The following is a 15,780-nucleotide window of genomic DNA, read 5'->3' on the forward strand; positions in this document are numbered from 1 at the left end:
CGTGCCCTTCCTCGACGAACTGTTCGCCAAGCCGGTGATGGCGATCCTGCGCGGCATGGACCCGCAGCGGACCGTCGAACTCGCCGAACGCGCCTGGGACCTGGGCATCGACGCCGTCGAGGTCCCGATCGAGACCCCGGAGGCCGAGCCGTCGCTGGCGGCCGCCGTGCGCGCCGGGACCGAACGCGGCCGCCCGGTCGGCGCGGGCACGATCAGCACCTCGGACCAGCTGCGCACCGCGCGGGAACTCGGCGCGGCCTTCACCATCGCGCCCGGTCTGGACGCCGACGTCGTGCAGCTCAGCGCCGAGCTCGACCTGCCGCACGTGCCCGGCGTGGCCACGCCCAGCGAGATCCAGCAGGCGCTGCGGCTCGGCCTGTCGTGGGTGAAGGCTTTCCCCGCCGCGGAGCTGGGCAGCAGCTGGTTCCGCGCGATGAGGGGTCCCTTCCCCGCGCTGCGCGTGGTCGCCACCGGCGGCATGAACGCCCGCAACGCCCCCGAGTTCCTGCAGGCGGGCGCCGACGTGGTCGCCGTCGGTTCGGCGCTGGAAGATGACGCCCAGCTGCCCGCCCTGGCGCAGCTCATCGACGGGTGAGCGAAGTTTCAGCTGGAACTTCCCCCGCGGCGGTGAACGAAGGTGTCGACTGAACCCGTGGTCCCTCGGGGCGGGTTCCAACCGAAGCTCCCGTCGCTGTGCGGGACGTGGTCGTGACGAACTTGGAAGAGGAGAAGTCGTGAAGGTTCACGTTGGTCCGGTGGCGAACGCCGAACTGGAGGCCGCCGTGGTGGCCGCCGGCGCTGAGCTGAGCTCCGCCGGGGACGCGAACGCGCTGGTGTGGTTCGGCGGGGAGCCGAGCCGGTTCGCCGAGTACGACCGCCCGGGCCTGGAGTGGGTTCAGCTGCCCTCGGCGGGCATCGAGTCGTGGGTGGCCGCCGGTGTGCTGCGCGAGGACCTCACCTTCACCTCGGCCGCCGGCACCTTCGCGCAGACCGTCGCCGAGCACACGCTCGGGCTGATGCTCACCGGCGCGCGGCAGCTGGCGACGATGGCCCGCGCCACCAGCTGGCAGCGCCCGGAGGGCATGCGCAGCCTCACCGGATCGACCGTCGGCATCATCGGTGCAGGTGGGATCGGCAAGGCGCTGATCGAGATGCTGCGTCCCTTCGGCGTGCGGGTGCTGGCGGTGAACCGCTCCGGCAAGCCGGTGCTCGGTGCCGAGCGGACCTGGCCCGCGGAGGACGCCGGGGGAGTCCGCGAGGTGTTCGCCGAGTCCGACTTCGTCGTGGTGGCGGCTCCGGCGACCTCGGCCACCTCGAAGCTCGTCGACGCGGCCGCGCTCGAGGCGATGAAGTCCGGCGCGTGGCTGATCAACATCGCCCGGGGATCCCTCGTCGACACCGAAGCGCTGGTCGAGGCCCTGGACGCGGGTCGGATCGGCGGTGCCGCCCTCGACGTGACCGACCCCGAGCCGCTGCCCGACGGGCACCCCCTGTTCAGCCACCCGCGCGCGCTGATCTCGCCGCACACCGCGAACCCGCCCTCGCTGCAGATGCCCGCGCTGGCCCGCCGCGTCGAGGAGAACATCCGCCGCCACATGGCCGGCCAACCCCTCCTGGGCCTGGTCGACGTCGCGGCCGGGTACTGACGTCAGGCAACCGGCGAAGCCGGTTTCTCTTCCTCCACCTGAGGCACTGGCACCGCGGTGCCCTCCCCTGCGGGGGATTTCTGAGCGTCTTCGCGGCGAGTACGCCGTGACGCCGCGTGTTCGAAATGCTCAAGGAGCGGCGCACGGAGTCCACGAAGGCGCTGCGCTTTCCCGTTCGGGGGTTTCCGCTACCCGCACCGCCACGCAAGTTGAGGTGCTCCTCCAGAGGAGATCTTTCTCGCGAAATCGTGTGATGGGTGGTCCCTGATCGCGCGGTCGATAGGATGGCTGCGCCAGTACGGCGGTGACGTGGAGGAACCCGGTGTGAGGCCGGGGCGGTCGCGCCACTGTGACCGGGGAGCGGACCCCTGGCAGCCACGGCCCTGACGGGCTGGAAGGCGGGGACACCGCGAGGATCCGGGAGCCAGGAACTCCTGCCGCCGTGACCCCCCCGCCGGGGCGCGCACCCCGAGAGAGGATCACCGTGAGCGAGCCTGCCCGCGACGCCCGAGTTCTGCTGCTGTCCACTGCGGACACCGACCTGCTGGCCGCGCGTGCCGCCGAGGCCGACTACCGCGTCGCCAACCCCTCCCGGGTGGCCGCCGAGGACGTCCCGGCGCTGCTGGAGGACGTCGACGTCGTGGTCGTCCGGTTGCTGGGCGGTCGTCGCGCTTGGGAGGAGGGCCTCGACGCGGTGCTGGCCTCGGGCCTGCCGACCGTGGCGCTGGGCGGCGAGGCGACCCCGGACGCCGAGCTGATGACGCTGTCCACGGTGCCCGCCGGTGTGGCCACGCAGGCCCTGGCCTACCTGGTCGAAGGCGGCCCGGAGAACCTCGCGCAGCTGGCGAACTTCCTGTCCGACACGGTGCTGCTGACCGGCACCGGGTTCACCGAGCCGCAGTCGATGCCCGAGTTCGGCCTGCACGGCGAGCGCGCGCACGACCCGTCGCGGCCGACGATCGGCGTCGTCTTCTACCGGGCGCACGCGCTGTCCGGCAACACCGCGTTCGTCGACACCCTCGCCGACCAGGTCGAATCCGCCGGCGCCAACGTCGTGCCGGTGTTCTGCGGCTCGCTGCGCGGCCTGTCCGACGCCGCCGGTCTGCGCGAGCTGCTGGCGGGCTGCGACGCGCTGATCGCCACCGTGCTCGCCGCGGGCGGTGCCGTGGCCGCGGACGCCAGCGCGGGCGGTGACGAGGACTCCTGGGACGCCGGTGCGCTGGCCGAACTCGACATCCCCGTGCTGCAGGGTCTGTGCCTGACCACCAGCCGCGCGGTGTGGGCCGACAGCGACGCCGCGCTGTCGCCGATGGACGCGGCGATGCAGGTCGCCGTGCCGGAGTTCGACGGCCGGCTGATCAGCGTTCCGTTCTCCTTCAAGGAGGAGGGCCCGGAGGGCATCCCGGTCTACGTCGCCGACCCGGAGCGCGCGGCCCGCGTGGCCTCCACGGCGGTGTCGCTGGCGCGGCTGCGGCACGTGGACAATTCCGCCAAGCGCCTCGGCGTGGTGCTTTCGTCGTACCCGACCAAGCACTCCCGCGTCGGCAACGCCGTCGGCCTGGACACCCCGGCATCGGCGGTCGTGCTGCTGCGCGCGCTGGAGGAGGCCGGCTACGACCTGGGCGGGCTGGACGTGGCCGGTCTGGACGGCGACACCCTGATCCACCGGCTCATCTCCGCCGGTGGTCACGACGTGGAGTGGCTGACCGAGGAGCAGATGGCCGAGGCCGCGATCCGCGTCCCGGCGACCCGCTACCGCGAGTGGTTCGACGCGCTGCCCGAGGAGCTGCGCGCGTCGATGACCGAGCACTGGGGCGCCCCGCCCGGCAGCCTCTACGTCGACGACGAGGGCCACCTCTACGTCGCGGCGCTGCGGTTCGGCAACGTGGTGATCCTGATCCAGCCGCCGCGCGGGTTCGGCGAGAACCCGATCGCGATCTACCACGACCCGGACCTGCCGCCCTCGCACCAGTACCTGGCGGCCTACCGCTGGCTGGCCGAGGACTTCGGCGCGCACGCGGTGATCCACCTGGGCAAGCACGGCACGCTGGAGTGGCTGCCCGGCAAGGGCCTCGGGCTGGCCGCGGACTGCGCGCCGGACGCGGTGCTGGGCGACATGCCGTTCGTGTACCCGTTCATCGTCAACGACCCGGGCGAGGGCACGCAGGCCAAGCGGCGCGGCCACGCGACCGTGGTGGACCACATGATCCCGCCGATGGCGCGCGCCGACGCCTACGGCGACATCGCCAAGCTGGAGCAGCTGCTCGACGAGTACGCGCTGGTCACCGACCTGGACCCGGAGAAGAAACCGGCGCTGCGCAACCAGATCTGGGAGCTGGTCACCCAGGCCGAGCTGCACCACGACCTGCACCAGGAGGGCCAGCCGGACGCGGAGTCCTTCGACGACTTCGTGATGCACATCGACGGCTACCTGTGCGAGATCAAGGACGTGCAGATCCGCGACGGCCTGCACATCCTCGGCCGCGCGCCGCGGGACGAGGAGCTGGTCAACGACGTGCTGGCGATCCTGCGCGCCAAGCAGGTCTTCGGCGGCAAGGTCGGCGCGCTGCCCGGTCTGCGCTCCGCGCTTTCAGTCCACTTCGGACTCGACGAGCAGGCGCTGCTGGCCGAGCCCGGTGCCCGCGCGGACGTCCCGGCCGAGCTGACCGCGCTCGTCGAGGGCCCGTCGGCTTCCGCGTCGGACGCGGTGGACCTGCTGGAATCGTTGGCGCGCAAGCTGATCGAGGCGCTGGCCGGCACCGGCTGGGACGTCGAGCGCGCCGAGCAGGTCGTCACCGACGTGATCGGCACCCGAGTCGAGGACCTGGTGCGGGTGCTGCGGTTCGCCTGCGCCGAGCTGGTGCCGCGACTGGCGCGCACCACCGACGAGGTCGACCACGTGCTGCGCGCGCTCAACGGCGGTTTCGTGCCGGCGGGCCCGTCGGGTTCGCCCACCCGGGGGCTGATCTCGGTGCTGCCGACCGGTCGCAACTTCTACTCGGTGGACCCCAAGGCCATCCCGTCCCGCAACGCCTTCGACGTCGGTTCCGCGCTCGCCGATTCGCTCATCGCCCGGCACGTCGCCGACACGGGGGAGAACCCGCGTTCGGTCGGTCTGACCGTGTGGGGCACCTCGGCGATGCGGACCCAGGGCGACGACATCGCCGAGATCCTGTGGCTGCTGGGTTGCCGCCCGAAGTGGGACGACGCCTCGCGGCGGGTCACCGGCTTCGAGGTCGTCGAAGTCGCCGAGCTCGGCCGGCCGCGGATCGACGTGGTGGTGCGCATCTCCGGCTTCTTCCGCGACGCGTTCCCGCACGTCGTCTCGCTGATCGACGACGCGGTGCAGACCGTCGCCAAGCTCGACGAGCCCGACGAGGACAACTACGTCGCCGCGCACTACCGCGCCGACGTCGGTGAGCACGGCGACGACCGGCGGGCCTCGACGCGCATCTTCGGCTCCAAGCCGGGCGCCTACGGTGCCGGGCTGCTGCCGCTGATCGACGCCCGCAACTGGCGCAGCGACGCCGACCTCGCCGAGGTCTACGCGACCTGGGGCGGTTACGCGTACGGCCGGGGGCTCGACGGGCGCGAGGCGCGCGGTGACATGGAGACGGCGTTCAAGCGGATCCAGGTGGCGGCCAAGAACGTCGACACCCGCGAGCACGACATCGCCGACTCCGACGACTACTTCCAGTACCACGGCGGCATGGTCGCGATGGTGCGCTCGCTGTCCGGGCAGAACCCGGCCGCCTACGTGGGTGATTCGGCGGTGCCGCACGCGGTCAAGACGCGCACGCTGGGCGAGGAGACCAAGCGGGTCTTCCGGGCCCGGGTGGTCAACCCGAAGTGGATCTCGGCGATGCAGCGGCACGGCTACAAGGGCGCGTTCGAGCTCGCCGCCACGGTGGACTACCTGTTCGGCTTCGACGCCACGGCCGGTGTGGTCGACGACTGGATGTACACCAAGCTCGCCGAGTCCTACGTCTTCGACGAGCAGGTGCAGCAGTTCCTGCGCAACTCGAACCCGTGGGCGCTGCGCGGCATGACCGAGCGGCTGCTGGAGGCCGCCGACCGGGGTCTGTGGGCCGAGCCGGACGAGCAGGTCCTCGACGCCCTGCGGTCGGTGTACCTGGAGCTGGAGGGCCAGCTGGAGGACTGATCCGCCACCCCGGGGTCCGGGTGCGGGCCTCGGGATGATCGTCCATCCACAATGGACGTCAATGTTGGGCCGTCCGAGTGGAAAAGTCCTTCAAATTCCACTCGTTCGTGTTGTGCTCCCGGCTGAGGTGTATCTGACAGGGGGTTCGTTTCCTCTTACTCGTGGACACTTTGGACGAGCCGGAGCGGCGGTCGGACGGCCGCCGGGAGGCTCCGGGGGAGGAGACGAACCATGTCGGACAAGAAACTCGGGGTGCGGGCAGCGGCCGGGACGCTGGCGGCGATGAGCCTGGTCGGCGGCCTGCTGGCCACCACGGCCAACGCCACCGAGCAGGGGACGGCCGCGCCGCCGATCGTCGGGGGCCAGGCGGCTCGGATCGCCGATCACCCGTGGGTGGTGTACCTGGCCGACGAGCAGGGCAACCAGTTCTGCGGTGGCACGATCGGCGCGGCCAACAAGGTCATCACCGCGGCGCACTGCATCCAGGGCGAGCAGCCCGCGTCCGTGCGCGTGGTGGCCGGCCGGGAGAGCAAGTCGTCCACCGACGGCGTCGAGGCGAAGGTCACCGGCGTCTGGGTGCACCCGAAGTACCAGGACGCCAACACCGGTTCCGACGTCGCGGTGCTGACCCTCGACCAGCAGCTGCCGCAGACCTCGCTGCCGGTCGCGACACCGGCCGACACCGCCTCCTACGAGCCCGGCCGGATGGCCACCGTGCTCGGCTGGGGCGCCACCTCCGAGGGCGGTGACGCGTCGGAGACCCTGCAGAAGGCGGAGGTGCCGCTGACCTCGGACGCCGACTGCAAGAAGGCCTACGACCAGTACGACCCGCAGGCGATGGTCTGCGCCGGGTTCCCGCAGGGCGGTGTGGACAGCTGCCAGGGCGATTCCGGCGGGCCGCTGGTGGTCGACGGCAAGCTCGTCGGCATCGTCTCCACCGGAAACGGCTGCGCCCGACCAGGCAACCCGGGCATCTACACCCGCACCGCGAGCTACCAGGCCGACATCCAGGCCCAGCTCACGGCGCAGCACTGAGTCACGCGGGAGTCAGCCGCAGCCCGGGGCCGAGCTCGCGGGCGAGGCCGGCGGCCAGCGTCCGGAAGGCCCGCACCTCCGGACTCGCGTCGCCGGCGCGGCTGACCAGCACGCTGTGCTCCCACGGCGCGTCGACCACCGGCACGCAGCGGGTGCCCGGCCACGGGTAGAAGCGCTGGAAGGACTCCAGCGCCGAACCCGCCCCGCGCCCGGCGGCGGCCGCGGCCAGCACCTCGTGCGGGGTGACCGCGTCGTCACCGCGACGCGGGGCCTCTCCGCCCCGCGCCGCGGTGAAGTACAGGTAGTCGGTGAAGGGGCGCGGCGTGCGCTCGGGTAGCCGGACGAACGGCAGGTCGAGCACGTCGATCAGGTGCACCTCGGGCGCGTCGGCCAGCTCCCAGCGGGCCGGGACCACGACGATGCGCCGCTCGGTGGTCAGCACGTCGATCTCGACGCGCTCGTCCTCCGGCGCCGGGCGCACGAAGGCCACGTCCACGCGGTGCTCCAGCAGCGCCGAGACGTGCTCGGTGAAGTCCATCGGCACCAGCCGGAGGTCGACCTCGGGGTGGGCGGTCCGGAAGGCCTGCACGGTGGCCGGGGTCAGCTCCGCCGAGCCGTGCCCCATCACCCCGACCCGCAGCGTTCCCGGCTGCTGGGCGGAGGCGGTCTCGGCGACGTCCGCGCGCGCGACCTCGGCGGCGGTGAGCAGCGTCCGCGCGTGCCGGGCGAGCCGGTGCCCGGCGGCGGTCAGCCGCACCGGGCTGCGGTCCAGCAACGGCACCCCGAAGTCCTGCTCCAGCTGCTTGACGTGCTCGGTCACGGTCGCCTTGGCCAGGAACAACCGCTCAGCGGCCCGGCCGAAGTGGCCCTCCTCGGCCACCGCCAGCAAAGTCTCCAACCGCCGCAACTCCATGCGGGCAACGTACGGCCGGGCAAATCCCTTGGCCAGCGAATGAGAGGCGGTTTACCGTGCCGTCCCCGCAAGGGCTCGGTCCGTTTGGTGTCACTGATGATACCATCGTGGTCATGGCGATGACGTTGCGCTTGTCAGACGCCGAAGCGGAGGCTCTTCGGCGTCGTGCTGAGCTTGAAAACCGTTCCATGCAGGAAGTGGCCCGTCAGGCAGTTCGTGAATACGTCGAAGGGCATAGCCGGGCGGATTTGATCGACCAGGTTCTCGATGAGGAACTGCCGCGTTATGCGGAGGCCTTGGAGCGCCTCGGTAAATGATCTACCTCACGCTGGACGAGTTGCTCCACGTTGCCAAGCGGACCATCGGCGGCGAGGTAGAGGTTCGCGATTACGGGCTGCTCGAATCAGCGCTAGCGAGGCCGCAGGCAACGGCATTCGGCGCGGAGGCCTATCCGACGCTGGTGGAGAAGGCCGCGGCGCTGCTGCACTCACTCGCTCGAAACTACAGCCTCGTCGACGGCAACAAACGTCTTGCTCTGACTGCGACTTTCACCTTTCTCGGCATCAACGGTCGCCGGTTGACCTTTTCGAACGCGGAGGCATACGTCGTTGTCATGGCAGTAGCCGCAGGTGAGCTCGACGATGTTCCGAGCATCGCCAAGCGCCTCCAGGACTCGACCGAGCCGCGGTGAGGCCTGTCGTTCGGAAAATCCGAACCATTGATGTCCCTGGTGACGATCAGGCCGTAGAACCTGAGGTGTGCGAAACGTGTGGGTGCCTGCTGCTCTGCTGTTGATGGTGGCGGGGTGGGGCGCTAACCAGTTCTCCCCGTTGCTGGGGGCGTATCGGGGTGAGCTGGGGCTGAGCCCATCGGCCGCGACCGGGTTGCTGGCGTTGTACGTGGTCGGGCTGGTCCCCGGGTTGTTGTTCGGGGGTCCGCTGGCGGATCGGCGCGGGCGCAAACCGGTGGTCATCTGGGCGATCGTGATCAACGCCGTGGCCACGGTGGCGCTGATGCTCGGGGCGCACGTCGTGCCGTGGTTGGTGGTCGGGCGGCTGCTGGTGGGGGTGAGCACCGGTGCGGTGCTGGCGGCCGGGAGCGCCTGGGTGCGGGACCTGTCGCACCCGCCGTTCGGGACCGCGACCGAGGACGGCGCCGGTGCGCGCCGGGCAGGGGTGCTGCTGGCCGCCGGGTTCAGCATCAGCGGCCTGGCCTCCGCGCTGGTCGCGACCTGGGGGCCGTTCCCGCTGGTCAGCGCCTACGTTCCGCACCTGGTGCTGTGCGCGGTGACGCTGCCGCTGGCGTTGCGCTGCCCGGAGACGCGCGTGGAGCCGGTCGCCGGAGCGCCGCGCGGTCGGGGCGCCCGGGATCCCCGGTTCCTGCGGCGGGTGGTGCCGGTGGCGCCGTGGATCTTCCTGTGCCCCACGGTCGGTTTCGCGGTCCTTCCCGCGCAGGTCACCGCGACCTCGCCCGACTACGAGGTGCTCTACGCCGGGATCTCGACGCTGTGCGCCCCGGGTTTCGGCGCGGTCGTGCAGCCCTGGGCGCGCCGGATCGCGCGCAACGGCGTGCGCGCGACCGCCGTGTTCGGGCTCGTGGCCATCGCCGCGGGACTCGTGCTGGCGGCGATCGCGGCCTGGCGGGTGCAGCCGTGGCTGGGGCTGCTCGCCGCGCTGACGTTGGGCACCGGGTACGGCTTCGTCTCGACCTACTGCCTGACGGTGGTCGGCCGCATCGCCGGGCCGTCCGAGCTCGCCGGGCTGACCGCGATCATGTGGGTGCTGGCCTACCTGGGCTTCTGCACGCCGTTCGTGGTGAGCCTGCTCTCCGGCGTGGTCGCGGTGCCCGTCGTGCTGCTGGTGCTGGCCGGTCTCGCGCTGCTGACCCTGCTGTCAGCTCGCGACGAGGCCGATGGAGATGGTCACGAAGGCCGTCGCGCTCAACGCGTCCAGCGACTTCGAGACTCGGGGGTTCTTTAGCCGGTCGGCGATCCCGGCGGCGGCCAGCACGATGGTGACCTCCCAGATCGCGGCCAGCACCAGGAACACCGCGCCCAGCGCGACCAGCTGCAGCGCGGGCTGGGTGGACGAGCCGACGAACTGCGGCAGGAACGCCAGGCTGAACAGCAGCATCTTCGGGTTGGTCAGGTTGCTGAGCAGCCCGCGCAGGTAGGGGTTGGCGCCCTCCGGCGGCGGCACGTCCAGCGCGCCGGACTCGCGCCTGGTCAGCCAGTACCCGCGCACGATCGTCGCCGCGAGGTAGAGCAGGTAGGCCGCGCCGACCCACTTCAGCGCCGCCAGCACGCCCGGGGCGCTGGTGATCAGCGCGCCCAGTCCGGAGATGACCAGCGTGACCTGCAAGGCGCTCGCGCTGTGGATGCCGGCCAGCGCGAGCAGACCGGCCTTGCGGCCGTGGTTCAGCGACGTGCGCAGCAGCAGGAAGACGTCCACTCCCGGTGTGATGATCACGACCGCGCTCGCCAGCAGGAAGGCGGGCAGCGGCGTCAGGTCCAGGAGCACGGCGAATTCCTCTCTCGTCCGGGCAGCGCGCGCTGCCGCGTCACTTGATCAGGTTCTTCTCGTCATCCGGTCAGGCGAAATCGGCGGATGCCGGTGGTGGAGGTGCCCCGGGTCCGCGTTGCCGTGGGATGGAGACGCGACCGTCAACACCGACGATTGCGAAAGAATTTCTTTCCGCAGTCGAGCTTAACGAAATATTTTCCTGGTGACCTATGAGTTGCGCCTCGTGATGTTTCGGTGTGCGGGTGAATACGGTGTGTCCGCTCCGCACCACGACCGCGACAGCTGGAGGCACCCGCTTTGGGCCGCGACGAACAGGGAACCGCCGACACGACCCGCGCGCTGCAGGCGCTCGCCATCGCCGGAGCGGTCGCCGCGCTGGCCGGCACGAGCCCCGCAGCCCACGCCGAACCCGCGATCGCCGGCGACGACCAGCCGCAGTCCCGGATCCTCGGCGGCACCGGCGCCACCACCGACGACACGCCCTGGGTCGTCGCCCTCACCGACCGCTACGGCAACCAGTACTGCGGCGGCACCCTCATCCGCGCGGGCGAGGTCATCACCGCCGCGCACTGCGCGCACGACCCGCTCACCGGCGCGGAGCGCTCCCCGAAGGACATCCGCGTGATCGCCGGGCGCACCGACCTGCGCAGCTCGCAGGGCGACGAAGCCCAGGTCGACGACGTGTGGGTGCACCCCGGCTACGAGGACTTCACCACCGGCGACGACCTCGCGGTGCTCAAGCTCAGCGCACCGCTGCCGCAGCGCCCGCTGCCCGTGGTCGCGCCCGGCGACACCACGTCCTACGAGCCCGGCACGAAGGCCCGCGTCTACGGCTGGGGCCGCACCAGCGAGGACGGTCCCGCCTCCGACACCCTCCGATCCGTGGAGGTGCCGGTCGCCGCCGATGACACCTGCCGCTCCGCCTACCCGACCTACGACTCGCGCAGCATGTTTTGCGCCGGCTACCCCGAAGGTGGCCGGGACGCCTGCGCGGGCGACTCCGGCGGGCCGATCGTGGCCGACGGGCGGCTCATCGGCGTGGTGTCCTACGGAACCGGCTGCGGCAGGCCAGGAACGCCGGGCGTCTACACGCGGTTGGCCAGCTACGTGCCGTGAGCGCACCGCGAGTGGTCTGCACAACTCCTGGTGCCTGCGAATGCGGGGATTCGGAAGCCCTGTGATATCCAGGTAAGGGTGACCCTTCAGCCGCTCGCGACAGCCGTGCAACGCGCCTACACCGCAGATCTCGACGCTTCCGACTTCTACCGGATGCTGCGGCTGCGCGTCGATGTCTTCGTCGTCGAGCAGGAGTGCCCGTACCCCGAGCTCGACGGTCGCGACCTGGAAGACGCCACCCGCCACTTCTGGGTCGACTCCGCCGACGACTACGTGCTCGGCTACCTCCGGCTGCTGGAAGACCCCGACGGCACCTACCGCATCGGCCGCGTCTGCACCGCCAAGAGCGCCCGCGGCCTGGGCATCGCCCGCAAGCTGATGCGCGCCGCCGTCGCCGAGGTCCAGAACTCGCCCGCCGTGCTGTCCGCCCAGACCTACGCCAAGGACTTCTACGCCTCCTTCGGGTTCGTCGAAACCGGGGACGAATACCTCGAAGACGGCATTCCGCACATCGACATGCGGCGCGAACCCCGCCGCGCAGGCGTCACCGCCGGACGCTGAATGTGAGTTGCGGCGCCGGACGGTTGGGCGCTTGATCGACGTCTGGGACGATGTCGATGAATCCGTTTGCAAGGGGTGTTGGCAGGAAGCCGGTGCGAGTCCGGCACGGTCGGCGCCACTGTGACCGAGGAGCGGACCTCCCGCGCGAGCCACCGGGGTGACCTGGGAAGGCCGGAGGGACGTGACGATCCGGGAGTCAGGACACTGCGGCCCCTTGTTCCCGACAGCGGGGCGTCCGCACCCCGAGGAAGGAACCACACCGGCATGTCCGCTGCCCCTCGCTTCCCCTTCTCCGCCGTGGTCGGCCACGACGATCTGCGGCTCGCGCTGCTGCTCAACGCGGTGCACCCGCGCATCGGCGGTGTCCTGGTGCGCGGCGAGAAGGGCACGGCCAAGTCGACCGTGGTGCGCGCCCTCGCCTCGCTGCTGCCGCAGCTCGACGTCGCCGACGGCTGCCGCTTCGGCTGCGACCCCGCCGACTCCGACCCGCAGTGCCCCGACGCCCCGCACGGTGACACCGCCACCCGCAAGCCCGCGCAGCTCGTCGAACTGCCCGTCGGCGCCACCGAAGACCGGCTCATCGGCTCGCTCGACCTCGAACGCGCCCTCACCGAAGGCGTCCGCGCCTTCCAGCCCGGGCTGCTCGCCGGAGCCCACCGCGGCGTGCTCTACGTCGACGAGGTCAACCTGCTGCACGACCACCTCGTGGACCTGCTGCTCGACGCCGCCGCGATGGGCCGGGCCCACGTCGAGCGCGACGGCGTCTCCGTCTCGCACGCCGCGTCGTTCCTGCTGGTCGGCACCATGAACCCGGAAGAGGGCGAGCTGCGGCCGCAGCTGCTGGACCGCTTCGGGCTCACCGTGCAGGTCGCCGCCAGCCGCGAGGTCGTCACCCGCACCGAGGTCGTCCGCCGCCGGCTCGCCTTCGAAGCCGACCCCGCCGGATTCGCCGCCCAGTGGGCCGACGCCGACGCCGAACTCGCCGAGCACATCAGCGCCGCTCGCGCCCGCGTCGAGAAGGTCGTGCTGCCCGACGCCGAACTGCGCCGGATCTCCGCGCTGTGCGCGGCCTTCGACGTCGACGGCATGCGCGCCGACCTGGTGCTCGCGCGCACCGCCGTCGCCCACGCCGCCTGGCGAGGAGCCGAGGCCGTCGCCGAGCAGGACGTCGAAGCCGCCGCCCGGCTCGCGCTCCCGCACCGCCGGCGCCGCGACCCCTTCGACGAACCCGGCATGGCCGAGGACCAGCTGCAGCAGGCTCTGTCCGACGCCGCCGAACAGGCCGAGGACCAGCCGCCGGAAGACCCCGACGACGACCCCGACGGCGGCCCGGACGGCGGTCCCGGCGGGGGCGGCGAACCCCAGGACCAGCCCACCGGCCCCGACGGAAACGGGGGCGGTGAGCAGCAGGAACAACCCGGCGGCGGGGACGGCGACCGCGCTCCCGCCGGCGCCGGACCGTCCTTCCGCGCCCGGCTGCTCGAAGTCCCCGGACTCGGCGAAGGCGCACCCGGCCGCCGGTCCCGCGCGCGCTCGCGCACCGGCCGCACCACCCGCGCCACCACGGTCGACGGCCACGGGCTGCACGTCACCGCCACGCTCGCCGCCGCCGCACCCCACCAGGCCGCGCGCGGGCGCACCGGACCAGGGCTGATCCTGCGCTCCGACGACGTGCGCCGATCCCTGCGCGAAGGCCGCGAAGGCAACCTCGTGCTCTTCGCCGTCGACGCCTCCGGATCGATGGCCGCCCGCGACCGGATGACCGCCGTCAGCGGCGCCGTCCTGTCCCTGCTGCGCGACGCCTACCAGCGGCGCGACAAGGTCGGCGTGATCACCTTCCGCGGGGACCAAGCCGAAGTCGTCCTGCCGCCCACCTCCTCGGTCGACATCGCCGCGGCCCGGCTCCGCCGCCTGCGCACCGGCGGGCGCACCCCGCTGGCCGACGGCCTGCTGCGCACCCAGCACGTCATCCAGACCGAGAGCACCCGCGACCCGCAGCGCAGGGCCCTCGTCGTGCTGCTCACCGACGGCAAGGCCACCGTCGGCGTCCAAGGCGCCGGAACCAAGCAGGCCGTCGACGACGCGCTGCGCGCCGCCCGCGTCCTCGCGGGCACCGGAACCGCCTCCGTCGTCGTCGATTGCGAGAACGGACCCGTCAAGCTCGGACTCGCGAACCAGCTGGCCACAGCCCTGGGCGGGCCCAGCCTGAAGCTCGAAGAGCTCTCCGCCGAACACGTCGCCGGAGTGGTGCGCGCCGTCAGCGGTGACAGCGGTTTGGCAGCTTAGTCTCGTTTTGATTACGAGATGCAACCCTGTCAGTACCGACCTAACGGTCGGATTGGTACGGTGACCACCAGTCCACCTGACCCCCAGGGGTGGACCTTCAAAGTGCCCCGCGCTCCCAGCGACCCCCAGGCCGGTTGAGCGCGGGGCTCTTTTTTCTCGTGGGATTACTCCGGTGGTTGCTTTGCTTGGCGGTGCCAGTAGCGGAACCTGAGCGGCGCTGTGGACTCCGCGCGCCACTCCTTGTGTATGTCCACTACACGGCGTCGCGGCGTGCTCGCCACAGCACCGCTCAGAACCCGCGGCGGTGCCAATGCCTTTGGTGGTGAACGAGAAACCGGCTTTGCCGGTTGCCTGACGTCAGGCTGGTTGTGGGGTTTTCTTGTGGTAGCGGTTCCTGGTGTAGGTGGCTGTTGCTACCAGGGGGATCGCCACCGCTCCTGCTGTGGCGAAGAGGATTGTGTAGTTGCCGTGGTCCGCCAGGGGGCCTGCTGCTGCTGAGGCTGCTGCGCTGCCGAGGAAGAGGGCGCAGGCGAAGAGGGCCACCGCTGTTCCTCGTGCTTCCGGGGCCACCGAGGTGGCCCACGACTGGAGGGAGGAGTGCATGAACGACCAGCCTCCGCCCAGCAGGAGCGCTGTGATGATCACCGTGGCGAGGTTGGTGTCCAGGGTGACTAGCGCGTAGCCGACGATCATCTGGGCGCCGCCGATGGCGATCAGGCGGGACACCGGGAGCTGGGAGTTGATCGCCTTGACGACCCGGGAGAAGACCAGGACCCCGACTCCGTAGGCGCCCGTGGCCAGACCCGCGACCGCGACGTCCAGGCCCTCGTTGACCAGGGCTGATGCCAGGAAGGTCATGGTGCCGAGCAGGACCGCGCCCTCCACGAAGACCAGGCCGAAGACCAGCAGGGCCCAGCGGTTGCGGAGGACCCCGCCGATGTGCGAGCCGACGCCTCCGGTCACCGCTGCTCGGGGTGGTTCCGGGAGGCCGCGCAGGAGCAGGGCGCAGATCGCCGCGCAGAGCGCCGGGAGCGCGAACACTGCGCGCCAGTCCAGCCAGTGCGCCAGGACGCCGCCCACCGCCGTGGCCATCGCCGTGCCAACCGCCTGGGCCGCCATCAGGTCCGACAGCGCGCTCTGCCGCTTCTGCTGCGACACCGTGTCGCCGACGTAGGTCAAGGTCGTCGGCACCACCGCGCCCATGAACGCGCCCGCCAGCACCCGGGCCGCGATCAGCACCGGCAGCGAGGGGGCGAACGTGGAGATCAGGCCCGTCGCGGCCGCCGCCAGCAGGGTGGCGCGCATGATCGGGATCCGGCCGAAGCGGTCCGAGAGGATGCCCCACAGCGGCTGCGAGAGGCCGTAGGCCAGGAAGTAGCCGCTGGCGACCGTGACCGCCGAAGCGATCGGGACGTGCATGCTCAGCGCGATCAGCACCAGCATCGGGGTCACGGCGAACCGGTCGAAACTGCTGATGAACGAGGCTGCGGACAGCACCAGAGGCGGTCTGGTGGGCATGCGGCGGCTCCTAGTTCTGGG

General features: G+C 71.5%; 13 protein-coding genes and 2 riboswitches. Of the genes, 10 read left to right on the forward strand and 3 right to left on the reverse strand.

Translation table 11 applies throughout. The annotated features are described in order from the left end of the window. Position 1: 1 nt before the first annotated feature. From R4I43_RS05740 to R4I43_RS05755, 4 genes are all read left to right on the forward strand, one after another. Complete coding sequence (locus R4I43_RS05740) at positions 2-595, forward strand: bifunctional 4-hydroxy-2-oxoglutarate aldolase/2-dehydro-3-deoxy-phosphogluconate aldolase (RefSeq protein WP_324264460.1); 594 nt, start codon at positions 2-4, stop codon at positions 593-595. A 139-nt stretch (positions 596-734) separates the two neighbouring features. Beyond that, positions 735-1,646: a D-isomer specific 2-hydroxyacid dehydrogenase family protein gene (locus R4I43_RS05745; RefSeq protein ID WP_324264461.1), complete on the forward strand. Its 912-nt coding sequence runs from the start codon at positions 735-737 to the stop codon at positions 1,644-1,646. Between the two features lie 313 nt (positions 1,647-1,959). Further along, positions 1,960-2,079: riboswitch (cobalamin riboswitch) on the forward strand. A 51-nt stretch (positions 2,080-2,130) separates the two neighbouring features. Then, positions 2,131-5,808: a cobaltochelatase subunit CobN gene (cobN, locus tag R4I43_RS05750; protein WP_324264462.1), complete on the forward strand. Its 3,678-nt coding sequence runs from the start codon at positions 2,131-2,133 to the stop codon at positions 5,806-5,808. 231 nt (positions 5,809-6,039) lie between these two features. Next, complete coding sequence (locus R4I43_RS05755) at positions 6,040-6,843, forward strand: S1 family peptidase (RefSeq protein ID WP_324264463.1); 804 nt, start codon at positions 6,040-6,042, stop codon at positions 6,841-6,843. 1 nt (position 6,844) lies between these two features. Here the strand turns inward: R4I43_RS05755 and R4I43_RS05760 are convergent, their stop codons facing one another. Next, a complete protein-coding gene (locus R4I43_RS05760; RefSeq protein WP_324264464.1) occupies positions 6,845-7,756 on the reverse strand; it encodes a LysR family transcriptional regulator in 912 nt (303 codons plus the stop codon). A gap of 113 nt (positions 7,757-7,869) precedes the next feature. On the opposite strand from R4I43_RS05760, the gene R4I43_RS05765 reads away from it, so the two are divergent. The 3 genes from R4I43_RS05765 to R4I43_RS05775 all read left to right on the forward strand — a co-directional run bounded on the left by R4I43_RS05765 (position 7,870) and on the right by R4I43_RS05775 (position 9,735). After that, positions 7,870-8,073 (forward strand): DUF6290 family protein, encoded by a 204-nt coding sequence (locus R4I43_RS05765; protein WP_324264465.1) that lies wholly within the window; start codon positions 7,870-7,872, stop codon positions 8,071-8,073. Then, positions 8,070-8,447 (forward strand): type II toxin-antitoxin system death-on-curing family toxin, encoded by a 378-nt coding sequence (locus R4I43_RS05770; protein ID WP_324264466.1) that lies wholly within the window; start codon positions 8,070-8,072, stop codon positions 8,445-8,447. The genes R4I43_RS05765 and R4I43_RS05770 overlap by 4 nt, the downstream gene beginning before the upstream one ends. A gap of 76 nt (positions 8,448-8,523) precedes the next feature. Continuing rightward, the gene (locus R4I43_RS05775; protein ID WP_324264467.1) at positions 8,524-9,735 is read left to right on the forward strand and encodes an MFS transporter; all 1,212 of its coding nucleotides are present in this window, start codon (positions 8,524-8,526) and stop codon (positions 9,733-9,735) included. Here R4I43_RS05775 and R4I43_RS05780 read toward each other — a convergent pair. Further along, complete coding sequence (locus R4I43_RS05780) at positions 9,649-10,275, reverse strand: LysE family translocator (protein ID WP_324264468.1); 627 nt, start codon at positions 10,273-10,275, stop codon at positions 9,649-9,651. The genes R4I43_RS05775 and R4I43_RS05780 overlap by 87 nt on opposite strands. Before the next feature lie 300 nt (positions 10,276-10,575). Between R4I43_RS05780 and R4I43_RS05785 the strand changes: the two genes are divergently transcribed. The 3 genes from R4I43_RS05785 to R4I43_RS05795 all read left to right on the forward strand — a co-directional run bounded on the left by R4I43_RS05785 (position 10,576) and on the right by R4I43_RS05795 (position 14,241). Continuing rightward, entirely contained in the window at positions 10,576-11,394 is an 819-nt protein-coding gene (locus tag R4I43_RS05785; RefSeq protein WP_324264469.1) for a S1 family peptidase, read from the forward strand. Between the two features lie 78 nt (positions 11,395-11,472). Then, positions 11,473-11,955, forward strand: coding sequence for a GNAT family N-acetyltransferase (locus tag R4I43_RS05790; protein WP_324264470.1), 483 nt, complete (start codon positions 11,473-11,475; stop codon positions 11,953-11,955). 56 nt (positions 11,956-12,011) lie between these two features. Continuing rightward, a riboswitch (cobalamin riboswitch) is annotated at positions 12,012-12,184 on the forward strand. Positions 12,185-12,219: 35 nt separating this feature from the next. Next, complete coding sequence (locus R4I43_RS05795; RefSeq protein ID WP_324264471.1) at positions 12,220-14,241, forward strand: putative cobaltochelatase; 2,022 nt, start codon at positions 12,220-12,222, stop codon at positions 14,239-14,241. A 357-nt stretch (positions 14,242-14,598) separates the two neighbouring features. Here R4I43_RS05795 and R4I43_RS05800 read toward each other — a convergent pair whose 3' ends face one another. Then, positions 14,599-15,759 carry an MFS transporter gene (locus R4I43_RS05800; RefSeq protein WP_324264472.1) on the reverse strand — a complete coding sequence of 387 codons (1,161 nt, stop codon included), beginning with the start codon at positions 15,757-15,759 and terminating at the stop codon, positions 14,599-14,601. Between the last annotated feature and the right edge of the window lie 21 nt (positions 15,760-15,780).

The organism is Saccharopolyspora mangrovi, assembly GCF_035320975.1.
In the GTDB taxonomy this organism is placed as follows: domain Bacteria; phylum Actinomycetota; class Actinomycetes; order Mycobacteriales; family Pseudonocardiaceae; genus Saccharopolyspora; species Saccharopolyspora mangrovi.